General features: G+C 43.7%; 22 protein-coding genes. 13 read left to right on the plus strand and 9 right to left on the minus strand.

Annotated elements, in window-relative coordinates; all coding sequences use genetic code 11:
* The first annotated feature begins 75 nt into the window (after positions 1-75).
* The 4 genes from rpe (at position 76) to NJD71_RS08030 (ending at position 2,196) form a co-directional block, all read left to right on the plus strand.
* Entirely contained in the window at positions 76-768 is a 693-nt protein-coding gene (gene rpe / locus NJD71_RS08015) for a ribulose-phosphate 3-epimerase (protein WP_319051446.1), read from the plus strand.
* Positions 769-831: 63 nt separating this feature from the next.
* Positions 832-1,209, plus strand: coding sequence for a hypothetical protein (locus tag NJD71_RS08020; protein WP_319051447.1), 378 nt, complete (start codon positions 832-834; stop codon positions 1,207-1,209).
* A 113-nt stretch (positions 1,210-1,322) separates the two neighbouring features.
* Positions 1,323-1,634: a hypothetical protein gene (locus tag NJD71_RS08025; protein WP_319051448.1), complete on the plus strand. Its 312-nt coding sequence runs from the start codon at positions 1,323-1,325 to the stop codon at positions 1,632-1,634.
* A gap of 250 nt (positions 1,635-1,884) precedes the next feature.
* Positions 1,885-2,196, plus strand: a complete 312-nt coding sequence (locus NJD71_RS08030; protein WP_319051449.1) for a hypothetical protein — start codon at positions 1,885-1,887, stop codon at positions 2,194-2,196.
* 135 nt (positions 2,197-2,331) lie between these two features.
* Here the strand turns inward: NJD71_RS08030 and rpmG are convergent, their stop codons facing one another.
* Together rpmG and rpmB are read right to left on the minus strand one after the other, a co-directional pair.
* Positions 2,332-2,487, minus strand: a complete 156-nt coding sequence (gene rpmG / locus NJD71_RS08035; RefSeq protein WP_010201403.1) for a 50S ribosomal protein L33 — start codon at positions 2,485-2,487, stop codon at positions 2,332-2,334.
* Positions 2,488-2,613: 126 nt separating this feature from the next.
* A complete protein-coding gene (rpmB, locus tag NJD71_RS08040; protein ID WP_057761372.1) occupies positions 2,614-2,850 on the minus strand; it encodes a 50S ribosomal protein L28 in 237 nt (78 codons plus the stop codon).
* Positions 2,851-3,334: 484 nt separating this feature from the next.
* Here rpmB and NJD71_RS08045 point away from each other — a divergent pair, with 484 nt between their 5' ends.
* On the plus strand, positions 3,335-8,977 hold the full coding sequence (locus tag NJD71_RS08045; RefSeq protein WP_319051450.1) for a beta strand repeat-containing protein: 5,643 nt from the start codon (positions 3,335-3,337) through the stop codon (positions 8,975-8,977).
* Between the two features lie 191 nt (positions 8,978-9,168).
* Complete coding sequence (gene purU / locus NJD71_RS08050) at positions 9,169-10,098, plus strand: formyltetrahydrofolate deformylase (RefSeq protein WP_319051451.1); 930 nt, start codon at positions 9,169-9,171, stop codon at positions 10,096-10,098.
* Positions 10,099-10,187: 89 nt separating this feature from the next.
* On the opposite strand, the gene NJD71_RS08055 is transcribed toward purU, so the two are convergent.
* Positions 10,188-10,979: a cytochrome C assembly family protein gene (locus tag NJD71_RS08055; protein WP_319051452.1), complete on the minus strand. Its 792-nt coding sequence runs from the start codon at positions 10,977-10,979 to the stop codon at positions 10,188-10,190.
* A 516-nt stretch (positions 10,980-11,495) separates the two neighbouring features.
* Here NJD71_RS08055 and ffh point away from each other — a divergent pair.
* The 6 genes from ffh (at position 11,496) to NJD71_RS08085 (ending at position 17,817) form a co-directional block, all read left to right on the plus strand.
* Positions 11,496-13,040: a signal recognition particle protein gene (ffh, locus tag NJD71_RS08060; RefSeq protein ID WP_238070043.1), complete on the plus strand. Its 1,545-nt coding sequence runs from the start codon at positions 11,496-11,498 to the stop codon at positions 13,038-13,040.
* A gap of 300 nt (positions 13,041-13,340) precedes the next feature.
* On the plus strand, positions 13,341-14,042 hold the full coding sequence (gene tsaB, locus NJD71_RS08065) for a tRNA (adenosine(37)-N6)-threonylcarbamoyltransferase complex dimerization subunit type 1 TsaB (RefSeq protein ID WP_319051481.1): 702 nt from the start codon (positions 13,341-13,343) through the stop codon (positions 14,040-14,042).
* 115 nt (positions 14,043-14,157) lie between these two features.
* A complete protein-coding gene (locus NJD71_RS08070; protein WP_319051453.1) occupies positions 14,158-15,000 on the plus strand; it encodes an undecaprenyl-diphosphate phosphatase in 843 nt (280 codons plus the stop codon).
* A gap of 58 nt (positions 15,001-15,058) precedes the next feature.
* Positions 15,059-15,958, plus strand: a complete 900-nt coding sequence (locus NJD71_RS08075) for a class I SAM-dependent methyltransferase (RefSeq protein WP_319051454.1) — start codon at positions 15,059-15,061, stop codon at positions 15,956-15,958.
* Positions 15,959-16,247: 289 nt separating this feature from the next.
* Entirely contained in the window at positions 16,248-17,165 is a 918-nt protein-coding gene (gene ubiA, locus NJD71_RS08080) for a 4-hydroxybenzoate octaprenyltransferase (RefSeq protein ID WP_319051482.1), read from the plus strand.
* Positions 17,158-17,817 (plus strand): DUF4112 domain-containing protein, encoded by a 660-nt coding sequence (locus NJD71_RS08085; protein WP_319051455.1) that lies wholly within the window; start codon positions 17,158-17,160, stop codon positions 17,815-17,817. The genes ubiA and NJD71_RS08085 overlap by 8 nt, the downstream gene beginning before the upstream one ends.
* A 226-nt stretch (positions 17,818-18,043) precedes the next feature.
* Here the strand turns inward: NJD71_RS08085 and NJD71_RS08090 are convergent, their stop codons facing one another.
* The 6 genes from NJD71_RS08090 to ispZ all read right to left on the minus strand — a co-directional run bounded on the left by NJD71_RS08090 (position 18,044) and on the right by ispZ (position 22,959).
* Complete coding sequence (locus NJD71_RS08090) at positions 18,044-18,685, minus strand: hypothetical protein (RefSeq protein WP_319051456.1); 642 nt, start codon at positions 18,683-18,685, stop codon at positions 18,044-18,046.
* Positions 18,686-18,764: 79 nt separating this feature from the next.
* Positions 18,765-19,199 carry a secondary thiamine-phosphate synthase enzyme YjbQ gene (locus tag NJD71_RS08095; protein ID WP_319051457.1) on the minus strand — a complete coding sequence of 145 codons (435 nt, stop codon included), beginning with the start codon at positions 19,197-19,199 and terminating at the stop codon, positions 18,765-18,767.
* A 103-nt stretch (positions 19,200-19,302) separates the two neighbouring features.
* A complete protein-coding gene (gene mnmC, locus NJD71_RS08100) occupies positions 19,303-21,381 on the minus strand; it encodes an FAD-dependent 5-carboxymethylaminomethyl-2-thiouridine(34) oxidoreductase MnmC (RefSeq protein WP_319051458.1) in 2,079 nt (692 codons plus the stop codon).
* A 154-nt stretch (positions 21,382-21,535) separates the two neighbouring features.
* Complete coding sequence (locus NJD71_RS08105) at positions 21,536-21,973, minus strand: hypothetical protein (protein ID WP_319051459.1); 438 nt, start codon at positions 21,971-21,973, stop codon at positions 21,536-21,538.
* Positions 21,970-22,287 (minus strand): YciI family protein, encoded by a 318-nt coding sequence (locus NJD71_RS08110; RefSeq protein ID WP_319051460.1) that lies wholly within the window; start codon positions 22,285-22,287, stop codon positions 21,970-21,972. The genes NJD71_RS08105 and NJD71_RS08110 overlap by 4 nt, the downstream gene beginning before the upstream one ends.
* 120 nt (positions 22,288-22,407) lie before the next feature.
* Positions 22,408-22,959 carry a septation protein IspZ gene (gene ispZ / locus NJD71_RS08115; protein ID WP_319051461.1) on the minus strand — a complete coding sequence of 184 codons (552 nt, stop codon included), beginning with the start codon at positions 22,957-22,959 and terminating at the stop codon, positions 22,408-22,410.
* 408 nt (positions 22,960-23,367) lie between these two features.
* On the opposite strand from ispZ, the gene NJD71_RS08120 reads away from it, so the two are divergent.
* A complete protein-coding gene (locus NJD71_RS08120) occupies positions 23,368-24,249 on the plus strand; it encodes a PHP domain-containing protein (protein WP_319051462.1) in 882 nt (293 codons plus the stop codon).
* Positions 24,250-24,363 lie beyond the last annotated feature (114 nt).

Raw genomic sequence — 24,363 nt, forward strand, 5'->3', positions numbered from 1 at the left:
GTAACAACAAGCCCATTAATACGATTTTTTTAATTGATTTACATTTGATATAAACACAAATTAGGTAGCCCTACTATGATCAGTCCTGCTAAACCTTATCTTATTGCCCCATCGATACTCTCAGCTGACTTTGCACGTTTGGGTGAAGAGGTCGAGCGTGTATTAGAGTCGGGTGCCGATGTGATTCATTTTGATGTGATGGACAATCATTACGTACCCAACTTGACGTTTGGCAGCATGATTTGTAAAGCGCTACGAGACTATGGTGTGGAAGCGCCAATTGATGTGCATCTGATGGTCTCGCCTGTTGATAGCATGATTGAGCAGTTTTTGGAGGCAGGTGCTAGTATCATCACCTTTCATCCAGAAGCCAGCGCTCATATCGATCGATCGCTGCAACTGATCAAAGACGGCGGTGCTGAGTGTGGTCTGGTATTGAACCCAGCAACACCGCTACATTATCTTGATTATGTCATGGATAAAGTAGATCAGATTTTATTGATGAGCGTGAATCCTGGATATGGTGGACAGTCATTTATCGATAGCACCCTAGATAAGGTACGTCAGGTACGTCAACGTATCATCACCAGTGGTCGCGATATCCGACTAGAGGTGGACGGCGGTATCAAAGCCAACAACATCCGTGCGGTTGCTGAAGCAGGTGCAGACATGTTTGTCGCGGGTTCTGCGATATTTAATCAGCCAGATTATAAAGAAGCGATTGATGCCATGCGCGCAGAGCTAGCACTGGCCAACGGCAACGAATAAAGTCAGTTAAGTAGCCTAAGATAGGCTGTATAATGGTAACGACAAACCATGCAAAGGTGAGATATGGACACGCAAAGACCCGTTAAGTCATCAACATCGCCTAATTCAGCAACAGGCAGTGAGCTGCCAGTTCAAAACGATCTTCCGAGACGTAGCTTAGTGCCAAAAGGCATTACCATTGGCTTGGCTACGTTTGCACTTGTCTTGAGTCTGGCAGGTTATGGTTTTCGTCTGATGATTGGTGATGATGTAGATACAGTACTACGTCATGCTGCTGTGATTGTACCTACCTTTGTATTGGGCATACCGTTGTTTTTTTGGGTTGGCTCGCGGGTATTGAACAAAGTCAAAGGTATGCATATTGAGACCAGAAACGCATTAACACTTGGCTGGTTGACGGCTTGTGTATCGATGCTATGGTTGATGGGTACTTATAGCTGAACAGGCTACAGTGGCGATTGCCTCTAGATATTGCGTTGCAAAACCCTTATAAGCTGTCTTTTATACTTTTTTAATCATTAAGCCATATTCTATAAGTGTGGCTGGAATTTTATATGCGAATCGTACCAGCCAGTATTGCTAATATTATCTATCCTAAAGACTTACCAAATGGCTTGTTTACCAGCTTGATCATAGCTTGCCTCTTGATGGGGCTAGCGTCATTACGTCATGGTACCGACCTACAGGGCTGGCTAAATGTTATTGAAAACTGGCTACTTATGCTACTGATACTGCCGACTGCAACAGCCACTGTTGCACTACCTTTCAAATATCGTGATCCCACGCTTGAGCTCAAGCTTGTCTACTACTTAGGTATGTTTGTGGCTTTCTTATTTACGCTAGCAAAGCTGCGCTACTGGCGTTAACTGGGTGCAAGCCATTCCATATCAAAAGGCTACTGATGTCAAAGACTTGTATGACAACCCTTGAATTTAACTACCAAAGCGTCCATTGTATAAGTAAGACAGATTTACCCGCGTTACTGTAAGAAAATAGATTTGCCGAGTACCATTTCTCAAGTGCCATGTCTGTAGTGAGTAGCTTGTTTGCAATGAATAATTCGTTTGCAAGTTTTAATTTTTGCAAATCATAAGCGGGATAATAAGGAAGCAGTTAATGACATATGATATCGATAATGATATAGAAGTAGACAACGATGGTAGCGATCAATTTACAGGGTTTGCTAAGGAGACCACATTAGAGCTGGTGGAATCTGAAGATGGTAGATTGTTGTTACGTGATGCAGAACAAGACGAAGAACCCTTAATGACTATTGAATTTTCTGATAAGCTCAAAGAATTACTTGGTAGCGATACTCAGGCTGTTGGTCAGCATATGATTCATGCAGCGATTCAGGTTATTATGCAAAAGCAGATGAGTAAGTGGCATGCTCACGTGTATGATAAAGAACCAACACACTATAGCTGATCTTTAGTTATCTCTCGATACTGATTGAGGCTTTTAGGTGTTATCAAATGATACGCCAAGCAGCAGCCATAAAAAAAGGGTTTATCAATTGATAAACCCTTTTTTGTTCAAATAGTACCATTTATAAAATGGAGATTATTTGATTTTAGCTTCTTTAAAGATCACATGCTGGCGTACTTTTGGATCAAACTTTTTGATTTCCATTTTGCCAGGCATAGTGCGCTTGTTTTTGGTAGTGGTGTAGTAATAGCCAGTACCAGCTGTTGATACTAATTTAATTTTATCTCTCATGATAGCTTTCCTGTAAATGAGGGGTCTTCAAACGATAGGTACGTGTCGAAAAGGCAAGTCGCTAACTATAATGTAGCAGAACGGCAGTCAAGTAATGAGAGTCATCACTTGACTGCTATTTTTAACTTAAACTTTTTGACCTTGTGCGCGTAGATCCGCTAACACTTTATCGATACCAAGTTTGTCAATGATGCGCATACCTTTGGTAGACACACGTAGACGTACAAAGCGGTTTTCAGACTCTACCCAAAAACGATGGTTGTGAAGGTTTGGCAGAAAGCGACGACGGGTTTTGTTGTTTGCATGCGAAACATTATTACCCACCATAGGGCGCTTTCCAGTCACTTGGCAAACTCGAGACATGGCGAACTCCTAATCTATGAGGTATGAGTTTTTCTCATACCAGTCTGGGCAAGTTGCACGTTTTTGCGGCATGGACACAGCAAGCGGCAGCTTTGCACCAAACAAAACTATATGAAGGTTGAGCTGGTTTTGCTGTTATCTAAAGGCAAATAACAGGCTGACCAATTCAGAAAATTTTAAAGCCGACATTTATACCATAAAATAGATGAATACTCAAATATTTTTATGATAAACGTTGGTTTAAAGGATGGCTATTATACCCTGAAATGAGCGCGCTATGTTGTTGATTATCTAATAGCAAAGATTAATTTTTAGTTGTAAGTTATAACAAAAGTCAGTAAAGTTGCTGTTATATATTTAATACAATCCGTTAATACGCTAGTATTAGTGTAAATCTAAGTATCATTACCAGTCTTGTTTAATGCTGGGTAATGGTTTTCGCTTATTTGTTCGAATAAATCACTGCTCATGCGGAGTCAAAAACATGTCATATAGCTCTCTACCTTTTACTTCTAAGTTATTTCAGCTTACTTCATTGACTTGTGCGTTAGCATTAGCAGGTTGTGGCGGCGGTGATGGTACTGATACGGTTGCGCCAGCACCTGATTTGGGAGTTACGCAGCCTGGAACGGATGGTAGTGATGGTGATAGCGGTGAACAAGTACCCGAAGTTGAGGCTGATTTTTTCTTACAGAAACTCAGTACAGCTCCCACTATTATCGAGTTAACAGATGAGTCGGTTTTATTTAGTGTCACTGTAAAAGCTGCTGAGGTCAGCTCTGGTGGTGCTATGGTTGGTAAGGCAGTTGCATTAAAGGTAATGAACTCTGAAACTAATGGTGTCACTATCGAAGGTCAAAGTACTCAAGTGACTGATAGCGATGGAAATGCAGTATATACATTAAAGTTGAATCCACAAGCAGTTGCGAATAAAGAAACGTTAATCGAAAATGGCTTTACGTTGATAGCTACTGCGAATAAAGCGGACGGTACAGCTATTGCACCGCAGGAGTTAAAAGTTTCAGTTAGTAGAGAAGGGAGCGGTGACGGTACCCAGGTGATCGAAAGCAAACTGAGTGTAAAGTCTAGTATCGATACAGATTCTGTATCTAATAACCTGTTGAACCCTTATGGAGATAGTGCTGTACTTAGTGTTCAACTTAAGAATGAACAGGGTGCATTGGTTCCAAATGTGGCAGTAGGTTTAGGGCTAGGTTCGATAAAAGGTGTATCTGTAGAAGCAGCGAGTCAAACGACAGATGCTCGAGGTAATGCAAACTTTGTAATACAAATAGATGAAAATTTGTCTGCTGCTGAACGTAATACGCTTCTACAAGGTATTAATTATGCCATTAGTATTAAAGAAGACAGCGGTGCGACTAAGCTAATAACTGGAAAGTTATCTGTCGCTTTGCCGAGCTCTGATTACAATTTAAAAGTATCAAGCAATTCAGCACAGCTTAGTGCTTATGGTGATACACAGCAGTTAACGGTTATAGCCTCTCCTAAAAATACGAATGTGTCTACTCAAATTGAAGGTGCAAAGGCAACAATAAAATTAAATGATACTCTCGAAGGGGTTAGCCTGGCAAGTGAGCAGTTGATATTGGATGCCAATGGTCAAGCGACTGTGGCATTAACTATATTACCAACATTGAGCGCCACTGAGCGTCAGGAGCTTGCAGACAAAGGTATTAGCTACACGGTTGTGCTTACAGAACCAAACCGCTCAGTAGTGACAGCAAGCTCTGTCAGTGTAGTCACCGTACCTACAGCTAAGTACAAAATAAATTTCAATGAAAGCAGCAAAAAAGAGCTATCGAGTTCAGGTGGCAGTGCGGTTATTAGCTTCAGGGTCAATGATAGCCGCGGCGGTGTAGTTGAAGGACAAAAAGTAGTAGCAAGCTTACCCGCAAGCCTAGCAGCTGCAGGCTTACTGACTTTAGAAAATAACTCAGAGCAGACTACCGATGCTAAGGGTGAAGTTAGCTATACGGTAAGAGTACCTAATAACTTGACAGTGTCCCAAAAAGCACAACTCGAAAAGGCGATTAATTTTGCATTGTCTGCAAGCATAACAGAAACATCAGGAGTACCGAGTACTACCAGTAGTGAGAGTATTCGTATCGGTTCGGATATCGGACAAAGCGATATTACACTGACTACGCAAAGCGTACCTGCAGTTGCGAGTATACTAGATGAGCAGTTTAAATTGCAAATTCTAGGTAAGCGTAAAGATGGCAGCGCTGCTGTAGGACGTACAGTTAAGCTTGTCATTAACGAAGGCTTTGCGACAGGTATTACTATTCAAGGTAACGAACAAACCACAAACAGCAGTGGCGTGGCAGAGTTTACTGTTCGTATCAGTCAAAACCTAACCCAAGCTCAGCGTGACCAACTAATAAAAACAGGTATTGCTTACACCGCAGTACTGACTGATGAAGATGGTACTCAATCCAAAATTATTCAGACAGTAAGAGTTGAGCAGCCAGTAACGAGTATACAATTCGCTTCTATCACAACGCCAGCAATTAGCGAATTAGGCGGTAACGGTAACATTGGTGTGAGATTGACATCCAAAGCGAGTAGTGCTCAGCCAGTTAAAGACAAAGCAGTTACTATCCAGCTAGGTGCAAAAGCATTAGAGTACGGTGTTACAGTCATTCAAAGTACAGCAACTACAGACTTTAATGGTGAGGCGATTTTTGCTGTTAACGTACCTAAAGGTTTAACAGCTGTACAGCGAGCGGATTTAAAGAACACGGGTATCAACTATCAGCTAACTTATAGTGAAAATGGTGTTTCTTATGAGTCAGAAATACAGAAAGTAGAAATCACTACTCCTAGCGTTAGTTTAAACATCTTGAACGCCACCAATAACATCGATAATCAAGCAGGATATATTCTAAACAATGTGGGTAGTAATGCTACTATCCAAGCACAGCTAAATAATCAGTCATCTGGTGAGCAAGTCGCCAATCAGCCTATTAATTTAGTGTTTAAGAATAGTGCATTAGCAGGATTACTGACGGTCAACGGTCAAATCGGCTCTTCTAATATCACTGCAAATACGAATGAAAATGGTCTCGTTAGCTTCAATGTCGTGGTTCCAAACGATCTGACTGCTGAGCAAAAAGCGGCACTAAGTACAGAAGTTTTGACAGCGACTTTGATCGAGACACTGACAGGTAATGAGCAGCAGATTAAAGTCAAGATCCAGTCTATGACAGCAGCTATTTCTTTACTCGCTAATCCAGTAAATGCTCTAAACCTAAATGGCGGCGAAACACAGGTTGAAGTAATAGCCAAAGATAGTGAAGGTAATATCGTTACTGGACAGAAAGTGTTCCTTGCATTGCCAGCTTCTATCGCTAGTAAAGGAATTACGTTAGTATCAGGTGGTAATCAAACTACTGATGATTCAGGCAAGGCTGTGTTTACTCTGGCAGTACCAAACAATTTGACCGATGATCAAAAGACTGCGTTAGGTACAAGCTTCATTGTGGCATTATCAGCAGCTGATAGTAGCGGTAACATTGTCACGCAAACAAGTACTGTCCGTACTACTGTGCCAACTGGTACGACTGAAAGTCTAACTATTGGTGCGAATAAAGTCGTCAATACTAAAGGTGATACGTTCAAAGTATTTGTTCGTTTAGAAAATACAGACGGTGCTATTGCCAATCGCCAGGTTACTTTAAATGTCGATGACCCTATAAAAACGGGTATCAGTATCTCGAATGGTACAGCTAATACTGATAGTGATGGTGTAGCTACCTTTAACTTGACACTTGAAGACGGTGCTAATGTTAACCAAGCAGTTCTAGAGTCTGGTATTCGTCTGACAGCGACGACTACGACTGCCGAAAACACTCAATTGGTACAAAATTATATCGTTGCAGTAGATACGTCTACAATTGAGAGTTACCAGATCATAGCATCTTCTGATAAGCCGACACTAACCACGGGTGGCGACCAAACTCAAGCCTCATTTATCATCACAGACAGTCAGGGTGGTATTCTTACTGGTGTACCAGTACAGTTGAGTATCGAAAGCTTAGAGTCTAGCGGTGCCGCGTTGACTACATCTAGTACAGTGGTAAGCGATAGTAATGGCCGGGTTGATGTGGGTGTATTGTTAGCAGCTAACAGTATCAATGCTCGCCTCAACCATAGTGTCGTGATTAATGCCAAAATTGTGACGCCGCAATATGACGCTAACGGTACTGTCAATATGGAGGTGCGTGAACAAAAGTCGCTGAGCTTATCTGCAATTGGCACAACACTCACACTGACAGCATCTGAAAAGAATCTCAAAGATAATAGTACGACCACCCTGTCTTCTACTTTAACTGATGGGACGGGACTTGCGATTGCGAATGCAAATGTGGAGCTCATTGATAGTGACGGCAAGCTTATTGCTAGTGATGCAACCGCGACCTCCGACTCAGAAGGTAAAGCTAGCTTTACAGTCAACGAAAGTGATTTGAGCTTCGATAGTAATGGTAACTTACGTGTCTTTGTGAGAGCAGTGGGTGAGAGAGAACTGACCACGCAGCGTAGTACCAGTAGCATTGATTTGGTTAAGGTATCGCAAGCGGGTATCAGCTTCATCGATATTGAAGACGTTTACGATGTAAATGTAGCGCAGAATATTAATATACAGATTCGCACTAACTCTGCAGCTGAGGCGAATGCACTTGTTGGTAGGCTCTTAGAAGTACAAACAACGATTGGAACGTTTGCAAATAATGATGTCATCTCGACTCAAGCGATAACGGCTGCCAACATTCAAGGTAATATTATTACAGTGCCAGTCGTGTTGAAATCGCCACTTGCTGGTACAGCAGTATTGCAGGCGACAGTACTTGGTGAGATGAGCAATGGTCAGCTCAAGTACCAAACAACCGTGGACACGCGTTTTAGAGCCACTACGCCGGCCAAGGTACTGTTCCAAGCGGTAAGATCAGTCATCACACCAGGTAGCAGCACAGAGCTTGTTGCAACCGTCAAAGATAAAAATGATGTGCCTGTAGAAGGACAGACAGTCGTCTTTAGCCGTGCTTCTGACTCTTCAGCAGGAAGACTGTCTGCCGCAACTGCTGTTACTGATAGTAAAGGTCAAGCACGTGTAGTGTATTTGGCAAATGCCAGCTCACCAATCAATGGTGTGACCCTCAACGCTCGACTATTGAATGACCCTAATAGTATTGGTAGCAAGTCTACTAATATTACCGTATCAAAAGATGCTGTTTATACGACATTAACGTTTGCTAATAAAATATCTTCTGACGACATCTACTACACAGTTCGTGGTTCGATATCAGTTATGGATGGCTCAGGACAGGCCGTTGCTGACAAAGAGGTATCCATCAAGTCTTATGCAGTGGAATATGCACAAGGCCGCGTATGTCTGCTAGATAGCAATACCTCATATCAAGGTGCCAACACGGTAGATGGAGAAGGCAATATCAGTACGCCAGAACCTCAAACGCTCTCTGAAAAATCTATCGTATTATTACAATCTAATTGGATTACGAGTGAAGACAGCCCAGAATATAACTACATCTTAGATAACGATGATGATGTAAATAACAATGGCGTGCTGGATACGATCAACCCAGTTGCTATTATTGGTGGAACATTTGCTGATGATGGCTATTCCTTCGTGACAGATGCAGAGGGACGTGCTGATTTCCAAGTTCGCTACCCTATCCGCTATTCGAACTGGGTAAAAGTCAGATTTGATGCATCAACTTTCCTAAATGGTAGTGAGAATACTCAAAGCCTAAATTATTCGCTACCATACTTGGAAGACGATTTAGAAATCGCTGGTGATACCTTATTTAGCCCCTGGATTGCAGATGCTAGCCCGTTTGGTCCAGGTAATGCAACCTGTGTGAATAGCTTGAGTGTCAATATAGATGCTGAAAAAGATACTACGAAAGTAATACTGTCACCATATGAGCCGAGCTATGCCGTATCGATCAATGGGTTCGCTCCAGATATGCAGTCGCAAGGTTACAATAGTTACATTGTAGACTTTAACCGAGCATTTGAATTAGGAGCTACGTTAGGCGTCGTAAGTAATGGTGCAGGTTTTACCAGAACTATAAAGGTTGAATAAAAATAATTAATGGCAAACTAAAAACCTCCAACGCTACGTTGGGGGTTTTTAGTTTGTGCTTCCAAACAGCTAAATAACCAAAAACAACCAACTCGCTCAGCAAAATATCACAAAAAAGATTAAAATAACCGGTTTACTACGCTGACAGCCATTCTCAGCGATCAGTCATCATTTCTTATATCGGGCGTATTATGTCAGACAACACCAAAACAGTTTTACCATCACATGCAACAAACATCGCTTCTCAGAGCAAACATATCCCTAGTGCCATCGATACAGCAACGCTACTTATAAAGTGCAAAGATCAGGCGGGTATCGTCCAAGCAGTATCAGAATTTATTCATCGTTATGGTGCCAACATCATCACATTAGATCAGTACTCAACGGCACATGAAGGTGGTCAGTACTTTATGCGTTTGGAGTTCGCTTTAGCAGGCTTGAGCGATATCATCGATAATTTTGAAGCCAGCTTTGCCCATACTGTTGCCAAGCGCCACGATATGGATTGGCGTTTACATAACAATGCCACTAAAACCAAAGTCGGTATCTTGGTCTCAAAGTTCGATCATGCGTTGTTAGATTTGTTATGGCGCCATCAGCGAGGTCTGCTGGACTGCGAGATTACTTGTGTGGTCAGCAATCACCCTGATTTACAGCAAGCGGTCGAAAACTTTGGTATTAGTTTTCATCATGTGCCAGTGACCAAAGACAATAAGGTAGATGCAGAAGAGCAAATCCATAAGTTGATGGCAGGTAACGACTTATTAGTGCTGGCGCGTTATATGCAGATATTATCGTCAGATTTTGTCAAACGCTGGCCAATGCAAGTGATTAATATTCATCATTCGTTCTTGCCTGCGTTTGTAGGGGCAGATCCTTACCGCCAAGCTTACGACAAAGGCGTCAAACTCATCGGTGCAACGGCGCATTATGTCACCGCAGAACTGGATCAAGGGCCGATCATTGAGCAAGACGTACACCGCGTGACGCATCGCCAAGGTGTGGTAGAGTTACGCGCTATTGGACGCGACATAGAGCGCAACGTATTGGCTCGCGCTGTCAATTGGCATGTGCAGAATCGTGTGATTGTGGCGGGCAACAAGACAGTGGTTTTTAATTAAAAATAATACTTAGATTAGAAAACAAAAAAGGCGACCAGTCGCAACAATGACTGACCGCCTTTTTTATAACATGACATTTTATGTCAGTGTTATATCAGCATCTCCAAAACAAACTTGCTACCCACAAAGCCAATCGCTAACAGAATAAAAGCGTAAATGGTGATGTTGGCGGCACGTTTGCCTCGCCATCCTGCGCGCCAATTGCCAAACAGCAACGTACCAAATAATAACCATGATAGCAGGCTAAAGACAGTCTTGTGTACGATATGCTGTGCCATCAAATCTTCTACGTATATAAATCCAATTCCTAGCGCGATACTGAGTAATACAAACCCGACCAAAAGCATATCGAATAATAAACTCTCCATGCTCTGCAGTGAGGGCAGTTTATTGACCCAAAAGCGGTGAATAGTATGATGCTTGAGCTCACGTATTTGCAGACGCAAAAATAGCGCTTGAACCGCAGCCATCAACAGCACACAATAGGCCGCTAATGACAACAGAATATGAATCTCAAGTCCGATGCTGACATCAGTTAATGGTTGGTAAGGCGCGCGGCCAACATAGCCGACAGTCATGCCTATGAGTGCTGTGGGTGCAGCCAAGATACCAAGACTAAGGATAGGTCGGTACAAACAGAACAGCAGATAAAAGAATAAAAAGAACAAACTGGTCAGGCTGATAATATTAAATAAATTAAAATTCAGACCATACAGTGTCACGACATACGGATAGAGCAATATTGCGTGTGCAGCCATGCCGACCAGTAATAGACCCAAACTGACGCTTTTATGGATAGGTTTATCCTGAGTCAGCGCCCAACCAATGTGAAGGCTGACTAAGACATAAGCCATGCTAGCAAGTAAAAATGCAAGGTGCACAGATAAAAAGCCTCGTCTTGAACTGAGCGTAAACTGACTGCTCAATGTATTGCTAAAGTGGTATTATCAGAATGATTAGAATAATCGTCCAATTTATCATAAAATGGGTGCCAGTTGAGCGCCATCTTTCTTATTCCTGATACATCATCATATAAGACACCCTAAGCAAAGTATAGTCAATCCCCTATAAATCGGATACGGTGTCAGGCTCGCTTAGTCTACGATTTGTAGTACTTTCACTTGCCTTCCTTGTATCCAAATTATACTGAACTGACTATATAAACCAGTTACTTACAACTAATAAGAGTCGAGCCTTTTGCGAAACGACTATAATTTTTGCATCGTGTTGATGCTATAGTATTGATAATATGATTTTTATCTGATTTGTTATGACAGAGTGTCCCAGTATTTTATAATCTATCCTAATAGTATTTACGAACCATTTGATTGGTTTGATTTAGCATTATTTTAATGACGTTTTATTTAATTGAAAACTATTTTAATTGAGAGTTACTTATGTTTGATACCTTAACAGAACGCTTGTCGTCGAGTCTACGCAATATCGTAGGCACGGGACAATTGACCGAAGACAATATAAAAGACACCCTACGTGAAGTGCGCATGGCGCTGTTAGAAGCTGACGTGGCACTGCCTGTCACTCGTGACTTTGTAAAACGCGTCAAAGAGCAAGCACTAGGTGCTGAAGTGCTCAAAGAGTTAGCACCTGGTCAAGCGTTTGTCAAAATCGTCCACGATGAGCTGACCGAAATGATGGGCAGTGCCAACCAGCAGCTAGAGATGACAGGCAAACCGCCTGTTGTTTATTTACTAGCAGGTTTGCAAGGTGCGGGTAAAACAACCACAGCTGGTAAATTGGCCAAGTATCTACAAGAACGCCAAAAGAAAAAAGTCATGCTGGTATCGGCCGACGTTTACCGGCCAGCAGCGATCAAACAGCTTGAGCAAGTCGCAGGTCAAGTAAATGCTAAATTTGTGAACTCAAGCACGGATGAGAATCCAATCGATATCGCAAAGCGTGCCATCGAAGAAGCCAAAATCCAGTATCAAGACATTCTGATCATTGATACCGCAGGTCGTCTACATATCGACGATACTATGATGGATGAGATCAAAGCGCTAACTGCTGCGGTTAATCCGTCTGAAACGCTATTCGTCGTCGATGCAATGACGGGTCAAGATGCCGCCAATACCGCAAAAGCCTTCAACGACGCGTTGCCACTGACGGGTGTTATCTTAACCAAGACTGATGGCGATGCTCGCGGCGGTGCAGCGTTGTCTGTACGTGCTATCACAGGTAAGCCTATTAAGTTCTTGGGTCGCGGTGAGAAATTAGATGAGCTAGAGCTATTCCACCCTGAGCGTATCGCGCAGCGTATCCTTGGTATGGGTGATGTACTGAGTTTGGTCGAAGAAGTTGAGCAAAAAATCGATCGTGATAAAGCCGAAAAAATGGCGAAAAAGATGCAAAAGGGCGGTGATTTTGACCTTGAGGATCTATTGACCCAGTTCCAGCAAATGAAGAGCATGGGCGGCATGGCAGGCTTTTTAGATAAGATGCCTGGTATGGGTGGCTCAGATATGCAAAAAGCCGTCGAAGATGCCAAGCCAGAAGAAAAAGTTCGCGAGATGGAAGCATTGATCAATTCAATGACGCCATTTGAGCGCAAAAACCCTGACAAAATTAACCCAAGTCGTAAGCGTCGTATTGCTGCAGGTTCAGGTCGTGAAATCCAAGACGTCAACCGTTTGCTCAAGCAGCATAAGCAAATGGCAAAAATGATGAAAATGATCTCAAAGCCTGAAGGTATCAGTAAAATGATGAAGTCTATGCAAGGGCTTATGGGTGGCGGCAACGCTGGCGGTGGCGGCGGTCCATTATTTGGCGGCGGTCAGCAAGGCGGCGCTAAAGACGTGAACCCAGAACAGATGGCAAAACAGATGGGACTTGATCCAAACAATATGCCGAGCACTGAAGAGATGCAAAAGCAAATGCAAGAGATGCAAAACCAAGCGCCAAAAAAGTTCAAAACACGTTTCTAAATTAGCATTTTTTATTTTTAAGTCGCTTGTTCAAAAATCTAAAGCCTCAAAGCCAATTAAGCTTTGGGGTTTTTTCATTGCTAGCCTTAAATTATGACCAACGAATAATAACCGATGAATAAAATGTGGAAAACGTAGAAAGTAATAAAATTTGTGTGGCCTAAATGCTATGATAGGCGCTGTTTTACCCTGTCAGGATTTTTGCAGTACATTGATTAATAATGACCATTAATAATGATTGTAAATACTCATCAAAATCTGACATGCCCTAGAATGCCAAAAGTATAAGCCGAGGTTGTGATGTTTTTAGCAATGGATACCGTGTTCGATCAGTGTTCGATCGCGATTTTAGATTTGAGCGGACAGGTACTGTCGAGCCATACCGAAACAGGTAAACGGCAGCAGACTCAGCAGATTTTACCGATGATTGATGCTGCACTATCTGAGGCGCAGCTAGGTCTTGCTGATATACAAGCATTGATATTCAATCGGGGGCCGGGTGCATTTAGCGGTATCCGTATCAATACCGCAGTTGTGCAGGCACTATCGGTCGCACATGACTTGCCTTGTGTGGGCGTCTCTAGTCTACAAGCAATTGCACAATGTGCGTATCAAAAATATGGTCTAACACATATATACAGCGCCCTCGATGCGCGTATGCAGCAGGTCTATTTTGGACAGTATGAAGTAGCTGTAGATGATCAGTCAGATCACGGTATCATGCAACCAGTATTGGATGATAGTAGCGACAGTACAGAACAGCTATTAGATTATGATCGCCAAACCGCACTAAACCTACCTATCGCGGGTAATGGTGCGACGCTATTAGCGCTACATGACCAGCAAGCTTGCCATGAAGATGTCTGGCCAGATGCGGTCATTATCGGACAGCTTGGTATAGCCCAGTTTGCAAAGTCTGGTGGTACTGAGGCTGCACAGGCTCTACCAAAATATCTACGCAATCAAGCTTGGAAAACACTAAAAGAGCAAGGTAAAGCATAGACCTTACTGTGGAAAAATATCAATTACTATAAGACCAACGTCAACATAGGACAGCCAATCGGTCTGTTCTTAGCTCAGCCTGTTTTTGGGCCCCTCTATTTTTAGGAAAGTCACCGTGGATATCATTTTATTAATTCAAGCTGTCATCATGGGTATCGTTGAGGGTATCACTGAGTTTTTACCCATCTCTAGCACGGGCTACTTGATTTTATCAGCAGATGTCATGGGGTTTTGGACCAAAGAAAAAGTTGATCTGTTTGTGGTCGTCGTACAGCTTGGCGCTATTTTGGCGGTGATATATGACTATTGGGGTAGACTGTGGCAAGCGTTGATGGGGTTGATTACTGGTAAAGCAGACGGCATGACCAATCCAAGACAGCTGGGACTGAGCCTGATCGTTGCGACCATCCCTGTCATGATAGTGGGCTTTACCTTTGCCGATGAAATCAAAGCGTATCTATTCAATCCTATCGTCGTGGCCATCATGCTTATTATCGGTGGTCTATTGATATTCTATGTTGAAAAACGTCCTAAAACGGTCATCGCGGCAGAGGCAGAAGATGTCAGTATGAAAACGGCACTCATGATTGGACTATTTCAGTGTCTGGCATTGATACCAGGGACGTCGCGCTCAGGCGCTACGATTATTGGTGCGTTATGGCTTGGGGTTTCGCGCAAGGCTTCTGCAGAGTTTTCCTTCTTTTTGGGTATCCCTGTCATCGTCGGCGCGGCATTATTAGATTTGCTCAAGCATGGCGATGTTTTGAGCAATAGTGAAGACTGGTTGGTACTAGGTATCGGAACTATCGTATCATTCGTAGTAGCATTACTCTGTATTCGCTTACTGGTAGCATGGGTGAGCCGTCGTGATTTTACTATTTTTGCTTGGTTACGCATCATCACAGGTGTCATCGTATTGGTAGCGGCTTGGGGCTTTGGTTATCAAATGGCAGGCTAGAGGTGCATGACGGTGTCAGGCAGTACAGATAAAATCAGTAGCAAAAAGGATGATGGTTATGACAGCTCTGCCTCAAACACATAGTAAAACGTATGCTGTAGTACATTGCCAACTGTTCTATGTCAATGATAGTCAGCAAGCACAAATTGAGCATCTGCTGTCATTGATAGACGAGCACGAACTGCCAATTGTCTTGGACACTCAACTCTCCACAGAGAAACTCACGCAAAAGCGTCGGCAGCAATTGAGCGAAACAACCTCTAAGCCTATATTATTGCTCGATGAGAAAGACAAGCTATCATGGCTCAGTGATGGACTTAGTGTGGCACCTGAATGGGACAAGTTGCAGCGCCGCGTAGTCAGTGCTGGCCGGAAGTCTGAACTGCTATTACAAGCAGCAAAAATCACAGCAGACAGTCAGGTTATCGATGCAACGGCTGGCTTTGGTCATGATAGTTTGATATTGGGCAGTACGGGTGCACGCGTGACGATGCTCGAGCAGCAACCTTTGATGGCGCTACTTTTACTTGCAGAGCAGCAGCGTATGAGTGCGTCACCCAATTGGCAGAAGCTTATGGGGCGTCTACAGATTATTAATACCGATGCACTCAGTTATTTTGTCAGACTGGATACTGAGTTGGCAGTAGATGATACGACTGCAATTGATGTGGTATACCTAGACCCTATGTTTCCAGAGGATAGCTATCAAGATACCAAAACCGGCAAAGGTGCAAAAGTAGGTAAGCACATGCAAGCGCTACATCGATTGGCTCATCCACCAACGCCCGATGAAGAGCGACAACTGCTAAATGGTGCGCAGACAGTGGTGAGTCGAAACTTGTCAGGGCAGGGTCGCGTAGTCGTAAAACGGCCTCAATTTGCGCCATTGCTTGCTGAACAGCCTGCTAGTGAAAGTTGGCATAATGAAGCCGTACGCTTTGATGGGTATTTTGTCTAACCAAGACTTTGTTCCATATGCCATTTGCTGAATGGCTTAAAATTACCGCCTTTAATGTTATAGGGTTTAATATTAAAGCAGTAACCATCAAAGTACTTAGCATTCAAGTGCTTAAAATTAGAATACTTAGCATTCAAGTACCTAAAAGCACTTAACATGAACGTCAAAGCATTCGAAATAAAAATATCGTATCAATGAAGCATTATTACCATTCAAGCTTTAGTCGACGTAGACCAATCAAAGCGACAAGTATAGAGACCATCATACTATGACACAAATCAGCTCTTCCATGACGCTCAAGGACAAGCTTTACGCTTATATGCAGCTGACACGCTTTGATAAGCCGGTGGGTATTGAGCTATTGCTGTGGCCAACGTTATGGGGCGTGATGTTAGCAGCGATGGGGCAAGCGCAGCAGCAAGGAATGACAGCAGGCTTGCCAAGCCTCAAGATATTTGCGATATTTGCGCTTGGGGCGATTTTTATGCGCGCCGCTGGCTGTGCGATTAATGACTTTGCTGATCGCAAAGTAGATGGTCATGTAACCCGTACTAAAGGTCGTCCATTAGCAGATGGACGTTTATCTAGTAAAGAAGCCATTGCTGCGTTTTTGTTATTGGTGTTGCTGAGCGCCAGTTTGCTGTTTTTCTTACCGATTGCGGTATTTTATTGGTCGCTTGGCGCCGTCATATTGGCGTTTATTTATCCATTTATGAAGCGCTATACGTATTTGCCACAGGTGTTTTTGGCGGCAGCTTTTGGATGGGCAATACCAATGGCTTATGTGGCGGTGCAAGGCGCTCCTGATATATGGTGTTGGTTGTTATTTTTAGCATATATGTGCTGGACAGTGGCGTATGATACACAGTATGCCATGGCAGATCGTGAAGATGATCTTAAGATAGGGGTCAAGTCAACAGCAATATTATTCGGTCGCTATGATGTGATTATCATCTCAATACTACAGATGCTATTTTTGCTCATTATGGGTACGGTGATGTGGCACTATTTTGCGCCAACCACGCTAGGTATTACGCCAATATTCGGATTGGCACTGGTGGCGATAATGTTTGCCAAACAGAACAGCGCGTGTGCCAGTCGTCATGCACAGGCTTGTTTTCAGGCATTCTTAGCCAATATTTGGGTAGGGCGCTATGTTTTTGCGCTTGTAGCAGTGACGTGTATATGGACGACGCTAAATGGATAAATTCAATAAATTACCGAGATTTCAAGCAAAAAAAACATCTGGAGCGAACAAGTCAGTCATAGATTATCAGGAAAAACTTGCTGAGCATGGACTGACGCGCGAGCAAGCGATTGCCACTGAGCGCAAATTAGCAAAGTTTGCCAATACGATGGATTCGCTAGTACGAGTACCTTTTACAAAACAGGGCATGGGTGCAGATGCGGCGCTCTCAACCATTCCTCTCGCAGGTGATTTGGCAGGGCTGGCATTGACCAGCTATGCTTTTATATTAGGTCGCCAGTTGGGTGTGCCTGCCCATAAAATGACGCCCGCTGTTAGATTGGCACTGATTGATATGGTCGTGGGTATCGTGCCAGGTATCGGTACGCTGCTAGATGTTTTTATTCGTCCTAGTCGCAAGACGCTGGGTATCGTGCACGAGCATTTGCACCATGAGTATGGTATTACTGAAACCATGCATATGGATCGGCCTTTTTTGCATCAGTCACTAGAGGACAAACAGCAACATAGCCGCTTCGGCGCTTTTTGGCGCAATCCTATCGTGGCTTGGCTGTACTTGCATATCCCTGATATGCTGGGGCTAATCGTGCTTGTATTCATCGGCTGGGGTGTATGGACGATAATAAGTTGGCTGGTCGGACTGTTTAGTTAATCGGCTGGTTTTAGTTAATTGACTGTTTTTACTAAACTGACTAAGCTCGGTTAACTATAATTACGTAATAGAAAATTGAGTAGTGTCAATAAAGACTAATGAGCAGTTATGAATAAGTAACCATAGAAAAGGCGGCAACGATAGTAGCGTTTGCCGCCCTTTTTTTGGTTCAAAATAAAGGGTTGAACAAAAGAATCAAGCACTGAACAAAAGAGAGTATGAAGCGTTACTCAGTGATGACTTCGGCTTCAGCACTGATAGCATCAAAACTGGTCACGGTATCGTTTTGGATAAAATCAATGGTGCCACCACCTGCATGACTCACTAGTTGGATACTGCCGTCAGTTGAGCGATAAGTGGGATTGTTCCCTTGACCTTCTGGCGCGCTGAGCGTGATTTTCGGTTGGTTAGGACGGGTGACAATCGCGTCGAGTAGTCCTGCAGCTGAGGTCTCAAAGACGACCGATAAGCTATCGCCCGCGTCATTTTTATAACGAACATCGGTGATTTGTGCGCCTTTAATGGCTTGCTCTGGATTAGGTGCAGCAGCACTGTTCGTAGCAGGGGCGGTGCCTTCTAGGTTTTGTTCTAGTTCAGCCAAACTCATATCGCGCTCTGAATCAGTGTCAGTCTGTACTTGGTCTTGGGGTTTGTTCACGCCGTTATCGTCAGCTTCATCTACATTGATATTTGTCGTGACAGGCGCGGTTTGTGTTGATGTCTCAGCGACAGGCTCATTTGATGTGTCAGGTTCTGGCGTTTCTTGGCAGGCAGTCAATAGCAGTACACTCAAAACAACAGCAGTGGTCTTGAAGTAGTCAGGTTTAGCGTTTGCAAAGCCTAGAGGTCTTAATATAAAAGCTATCATAGTCGGGTTTATCCGTTAGCGCGCGATGTCAATGAGGTAATATGCAAGCATTAACCTGCTATCTACTCACCGTATATTATTACGTATTGATGGTAATAACCAGCTTGCGCTGTCCGCCATATCCAGTCATGTTCCTATGCTCACATAGATAGATCCCTTGCCACATACCCAGTCCTAACCTACCGTCGATGAGTGGGATGGTTAAACTGACGCCCAGCATCATGCTTTTGAGGTGAGCTGGTAGATCATCAGAGCCCTCCAAGGTGTGACGATACTGTGGCTGATTCTCCGGTGCAATTTTATTAAGCCACTCTTCAGTGTCTAATCTGACATCTGGATCCGCATTTTCATTGATAGTAAGACTGGCTGATGTGTGCGGTAGAAATAAATGAATCAGCCCTACCTTGGCAGTGTGAGGTATCAGCTGAGTAATTGCATCTTCGATAATAGGAGTAATGATATGAATACCACGGGCATAGGCGGGTAGCATGATGGTCGTTTGATGATAGCTCATAGGATAGTGTCTCATTGTTGGAACCAACGTTGGGTAAAGATACCACACGACAGTACGAACCGTGAATAGTATGGTCTTTACGTAAATATCATGTTAGGTTATCTCAAACGAGCGGTGTTTGTAAGCGTGTACGATTGGGAGATAGGCGTGCGAGCATCGCCTCAGATAGCGGTACAAATGATCCTAGCATCATATCTGCTAATGCTTCAGCGCATATAGGTGCCAGTGCATAGCCTTTTGCGCCCATCGCGCTCATGGTCCAAATTCGTTGGCTGTCTGCCAACTGCCCTACGATTGGGTGATAGTCAGGCGTCTGAGTGCGAATGCCGGCACGTCCTTGCCACCTACTAGTATCTACTGGGACAACAGACGCCATCTCAGGAATAGCAGTGATTAGCTTGTCTCGGCTAATCTGATGCTCTTCATCTCTTACATTAGTATCCGTATCGTTACGTATAAAGCTTGCCCCCAATAAGAGGTATGGCTCGCCAGCGACGACGGTGTTCAGCTCACCATCGCCTAATTGTGCGTTAAATAGCGCACAGTAACCGCTATATTTCAGCGGTATTTTGGGCAGGTTTACTACTTGCTTTACGGTAGGTATAAACCAAGACAGTTGCCCACGAATCTTACGGCAATCAAATATCCGCTCATCCAATTGATGACTCTCAAACGCCGCGCAAATGACAATATTATCAGCAGTGATAGTGACAGTGTCATAGTTTTCATCAATACCTTCGATACGAACTTGCTGCTCAGTTTCGGTAATTTTATTTACTTCCAACTGCTGAAAGCGGGTAAGTGGATGCGTCAGTATGATATTTTTTAACGCTTGCGGGTTGACCAAGCCAGATTTAGGTAAGTATAGATTATCTGATAAGTCCTGAGCTTTTAGTTTAGTAAGATTCTGAGCTTGTTCAGCGGGTAGGGTAGTTGCCATCTCATCAGGATAGTCTGCAATCTGCTCGGTACCGACATTGGCTTTTATGAGTAAATCGAGTGCACCAGTTGGTTCCAGTACTGGCACGGTATCAATCTGCGTGGCTACTTGGTTAAGATCTCGATATAGTCTACTGCTATATAAATAACCGATAGTATGCAGGTGTTCATCAACGTGATGAATCGGTGTCATTTTGGGCGCAAGTAATGCGCGCGGATTACCTGAGGCACCTGCTAAGGGCGCTGATTTATCTAGTAAGGTGACAGTGATGCCACGATTGGCAAGAGCCCAAGCTGTGAGTAGCCCTGAAACACCAGCTCCAATGACGACGGTGTGATCGAATATAGCATGGGTCGTTTTTTGATGTTTATTATGATGACTAATATCTTGATGGTTATTATTAGTATCATCGTCATGACTAGTATCAGAATGGTCTGCATCTATCATCACAGCCGTGAGCATCTCACGTTTTCGTCCAAAGCCTTTTACTTTTTTAATTTGGAAGCCGTGCTCTTTCAGTCCGCGTTTGACGATGCCGGCACAGCTATAAGTGGCGGCAGTAGTGTGCGGGCCTGATAGACGCTGCATCTGTGTAAAGATACTGTCAGCCCACAAGGTGCTATTGCAAGAAGGCGCAAAGCCATCCAAAAACCAAGCATCGATATGAGGCACAGACGAATACTGATGACTGACTGCCAGCTTGCTAAGGCTATCCGCGGCATCTCCAAACCACATATCGACGGTTAAATTGTCACAATCAAAATTCAGACGATGACAGCCTGCAATCAGAGGCGGGTATGCTGCCAAAATCAGTTCGATGAATCTTGAGAGCTCAGGGGCACGCTGACGCCACAAAGCAAGTATATGAGTCAGATCTGCATATGGTATAGGGAATTTTTCAGTGGTAATAAAGTGAAGACGCGCATCTGCTAGGTGGGGATGAGTGTCGCGCAGCTGTCGCCATAACTGCCAGGTTGCCAGTAAGTTTAGCCCAGTACCAAACCCTAATTCCGCAATCGTAAAGCATTGTTTTGGCGCAAGGTATGTTAAACGTTCTGACAACTGATTGTGTGCCAAAAACACATGACGCGTCTCTGCTAGACCATCCGCATGCGAAAAATACACATCCCCAAACTCACCAGATACCGGCACCATATTACCAGTATCATCCATCTGCCAATCAATCTTGGCAGGCGTAATAACGTTTGAGGACTTAGCATTTTGAAGGTTAGCGATAGACATGAGAGGTTCTTAGCCGCAATGGTCGTATAGTCGGGATATTATTGGTGCCAGAGTTGATATTGTTACATCATAGTATGGCGTAGCAGAAAAAGATAATCGAAAGCTAAAGTCATGAAAGTCACGTATAGCAACTAGCTTATCAGCAGCAACTAGCCTACCAGCGCTCACGGCGCACAAATACCAGCCACGAGATAAAAATACCGACCAACAAGCTGATCAATACCGTAAACGCACCATACAAAAACAGCTGACCTTTACTCTCGTATACTAAGACGTTCGCTTGGGTCTGTAAGTCGTTCACTTGACGCTGCAATTGCGCGTTACGGCTGAGCAGCTCTTGATTGGCAGCTGACAGTGCCTTAGAGGACGGTTGCAGTTGCGCGGCTAACGTATCGTTGATATCTAGCGCAGAGTTTTTGGTTGCGACAGTGCTCGTAGCAGGTTGGGTTGTCATCGGCGTCGCTGCTGGTTCCGTGACATTAGTATCAGTTACTACTGGCGCTGCATGCACTGAGGCAGCTGCCAATAGCAATAGGCTGGCCACGCTGTTTTTTAAGAATCGATTGTTCAAATAAAGGACTCTTCGACTCACGATGCAGCTACTTTGTCAGTTGGCGCTGGCAATGCTTGGATAAAAGGTTTGATATCCACATGGCTATATACGCCATCACGTAGATAAGGCTCATCATTTGCCCATGCCTGCGCCGCTTCGATAGAGTCAAAATCAGCAATAATAAGGCTGCCTGACATGTCGTTTTTTCCATGTTCAATAGGCGTTGGACCTGCAATAACCAGTCGGTCTTCACGACTCAAAGCCTGCAGCCGCTCAATATGCTCTGTGCGAGTAATCAGACGTTGCGCGCTGCTGTTGGCCACATCATGACCAATAATGACAAATAAAGACATGAGACTTCCTTAGTGAGTAATAGAGCATGATAATTGATGCAAAAGACGTTTTACAACGCTAAAGGTCTTTTACTATTGATATTTAGCGGTAGCCTGACTGTTATTATAAGACAGCCTGTGTTATTTGGTGGCTTTATCCGTCAATGCAGGGTTTAGGTGTTTTTTTAATACAGCAAACTGAGCCACGACGAACACCAGCATGATTGGAATCCAGCCATAAGTTTTGAAGTTAATCCACGCCTCATCTGACATTGTGAACGCTGTGATATAATGTAATACAGCCATAAGCGCAAAAAACAATGCCCAAGCGACGGTCAGCTTTTTCCAACCGCTGAGTGTCAGGGTAAATACCTCTTTCATTGCAAGCTGCATCAAGGGCTTATTAATAGCAGCACTAACAAATAGCGTTAACGCAAAGATACCGTTGATAATGGGCGACTTCCAACGCAGATAGATGTCGTCACGCAGCAGCAACGTACCACCGCAAAATAAAATGGTTAATAATAGGACGACCCATTGCTGCTTATCAAATTTGCCTTTTTGGCGAATAAAGTGAATGGCATAAACGATGATAGTGGCGATGAGCAAAGCCCCTGCTGCTGCCAGGATACCACTGTAACGAGCAGCGATAAAAAAGGCGATCAAAGGGATAAAGTCTAATAATGCTTTCATAGCAAAGATGGTGTCCAACAAAAACGTATGGGGTAGTTTACACGTCTACCGCACCAAAAAAAAGCAATCAGCACGATAATACTGCGATATAAGCAACCTATCGAGTACCCCTTTCTTACGGTGGCTAGTGACTTGTGATTAGTACTTGCAGCTAGGATATAAGCGACTGGGCAAATATAACGTCATAAGTTAGACATAATGATTAAATATGGCAATGATCACTCTCACGTTTAGCAGCTGTCCGAGGCGTTATTTGTAACAATAATAACAATAGTAATTAGTGATAGCAGCAGTGACGTTTGCCACTGAACTTACCTTGCACTTTATAGCATTCAAAAAAACATAGTATTCAAACAAATCATAGTACTCAGAAAAACCGTAGTACTCAGAAAAATTAAGGCTCAACTTATGAAATACGATTTACATTGCCACAGTACCTGCTCGGATGGGACTTATGCGCCAACTGAAGTGGTCAGTCGCGCTCACGCCGCGGGTGTCAATATTCTGGCATTAACTGACCATGACACGCTGGCAGGAATTGACGAAGCAAGAGCCGCTGCTACTGCCCATGATATGCAACTGATCAATGGGGTTGAAATCAGCTGTGAACATACGCTGAGCGGCGGCTACGGTAAAAACAAATCCACTAATAAGATCATTCATGTGCTTGGGCTGGATTTCGCTGATCGCGACAAAATGCACGCAACTTTGCAGCAATTACAAGACAGTCGGGCGACACGTGGTCAGCGTATTGCCGAAAAGCTCAGCGAGCTGTTGGATATTGACTTCGATGAGCTATGGCAAGCGATTCTCAATAAGGTAGGTGGTAATCCGCAAGCTGTTGGACGGGCTCATATTGGGCAAGTGCTATTTGAGCGAGGCGAGGTAAAAACCGTCCAAAAAGCCTTTGATAAGTATTTGGCAGATAACAAGCCTGCCTATGTGGCAATCGAGGCATTGACGATGCAGCATGGTATTGATCTGATCCATGCTTGTGGGGGTAAAGCAGTACTTGCCCACCCCACGCGCTATCAGTTATCAGCCACACGAGTCCGTAAGCTGATACAGGAGTTTGCACAGCTTGGCGGTGATGCTTGTGAGCTACCAGCGACCAGTGAGCCGGTAAGTACGCGTAGAATGGTTGATCGTAGTATTGCTGAGCACAATCTTGTCACCTCAATCGGTAGTGACTTTCATGGCAGCAATATGCCGTGGCGACGCTTGGGAGATGTACCTGTATTAAATGCAGATCAGCAAGGCGTTTGGGAGTCATTTAAAACGCTGTCTTGATCCAGAAAATATTCTATTTTTATCGTCTTGTTAGAACAATGTCAGATACTGGTGCTGGCTATTTAGGTGACTGATTAAGCAGCTGGTAAGACTCAATACTTATAATTAGGCATT

It is taken from the genome of Psychrobacter sp. PP-21, assembly GCF_033790785.1.
Taxonomy (GTDB): domain Bacteria; phylum Pseudomonadota; class Gammaproteobacteria; order Pseudomonadales; family Moraxellaceae; genus Psychrobacter.

Excerpts from the sequence above, each read along its gene's own strand:
- NJD71_RS08075 (WP_319051454.1), top strand. The coding sequence starts at position 15,059 with ATGACAGCTCTGCCTCAAACACATAGTAAAACGTATGCTGTAGTACAT.
- ubiA (WP_319051482.1), top strand. The coding sequence starts at position 16,248 with ATGACGCTCAAGGACAAGCTTTACGCTTATATGCAGCTGACACGCTTT.
- NJD71_RS08095 (WP_319051457.1), bottom strand. The coding sequence starts at position 19,199 with ATGAGCTATCATCAAACGACCATCATGCTACCCGCCTATGCCCGTGGT.
- NJD71_RS08090 (WP_319051456.1), bottom strand. The coding sequence starts at position 18,685 with ATGATAGCTTTTATATTAAGACCTCTAGGCTTTGCAAACGCTAAACCT.
- NJD71_RS08085 (WP_319051455.1), top strand. The coding sequence starts at position 17,158 with ATGGATAAATTCAATAAATTACCGAGATTTCAAGCAAAAAAAACATCT.
- NJD71_RS08120 (WP_319051462.1), top strand. The coding sequence starts at position 23,368 with ATGAAATACGATTTACATTGCCACAGTACCTGCTCGGATGGGACTTAT.
- NJD71_RS08025 (WP_319051448.1), top strand. The coding sequence starts at position 1,323 with ATGCGAATCGTACCAGCCAGTATTGCTAATATTATCTATCCTAAAGAC.
- purU (WP_319051451.1), top strand. The coding sequence starts at position 9,169 with ATGTCAGACAACACCAAAACAGTTTTACCATCACATGCAACAAACATC.
- ispZ (WP_319051461.1), bottom strand. The coding sequence starts at position 22,959 with ATGAAAGCATTATTAGACTTTATCCCTTTGATCGCCTTTTTTATCGCT.
- NJD71_RS08020 (WP_319051447.1), top strand. The coding sequence starts at position 832 with ATGGACACGCAAAGACCCGTTAAGTCATCAACATCGCCTAATTCAGCA.
- NJD71_RS08045 (WP_319051450.1), top strand. The coding sequence starts at position 3,335 with ATGTCATATAGCTCTCTACCTTTTACTTCTAAGTTATTTCAGCTTACT.
- mnmC (WP_319051458.1), bottom strand. The coding sequence starts at position 21,381 with ATGTCTATCGCTAACCTTCAAAATGCTAAGTCCTCAAACGTTATTACG.
- ffh (WP_238070043.1), top strand. The coding sequence starts at position 11,496 with ATGTTTGATACCTTAACAGAACGCTTGTCGTCGAGTCTACGCAATATC.
- NJD71_RS08110 (WP_319051460.1), bottom strand. The coding sequence starts at position 22,287 with ATGTCTTTATTTGTCATTATTGGTCATGATGTGGCCAACAGCAGCGCG.
- rpmG (WP_010201403.1), bottom strand. The coding sequence starts at position 2,487 with ATGAGAGATAAAATTAAATTAGTATCAACAGCTGGTACTGGCTATTAC.
- tsaB (WP_319051481.1), top strand. The coding sequence starts at position 13,341 with ATGTTTTTAGCAATGGATACCGTGTTCGATCAGTGTTCGATCGCGATT.
- NJD71_RS08030 (WP_319051449.1), top strand. The coding sequence starts at position 1,885 with ATGACATATGATATCGATAATGATATAGAAGTAGACAACGATGGTAGC.
- rpmB (WP_057761372.1), bottom strand. The coding sequence starts at position 2,850 with ATGTCTCGAGTTTGCCAAGTGACTGGAAAGCGCCCTATGGTGGGTAAT.
- rpe (WP_319051446.1), top strand. The coding sequence starts at position 76 with ATGATCAGTCCTGCTAAACCTTATCTTATTGCCCCATCGATACTCTCA.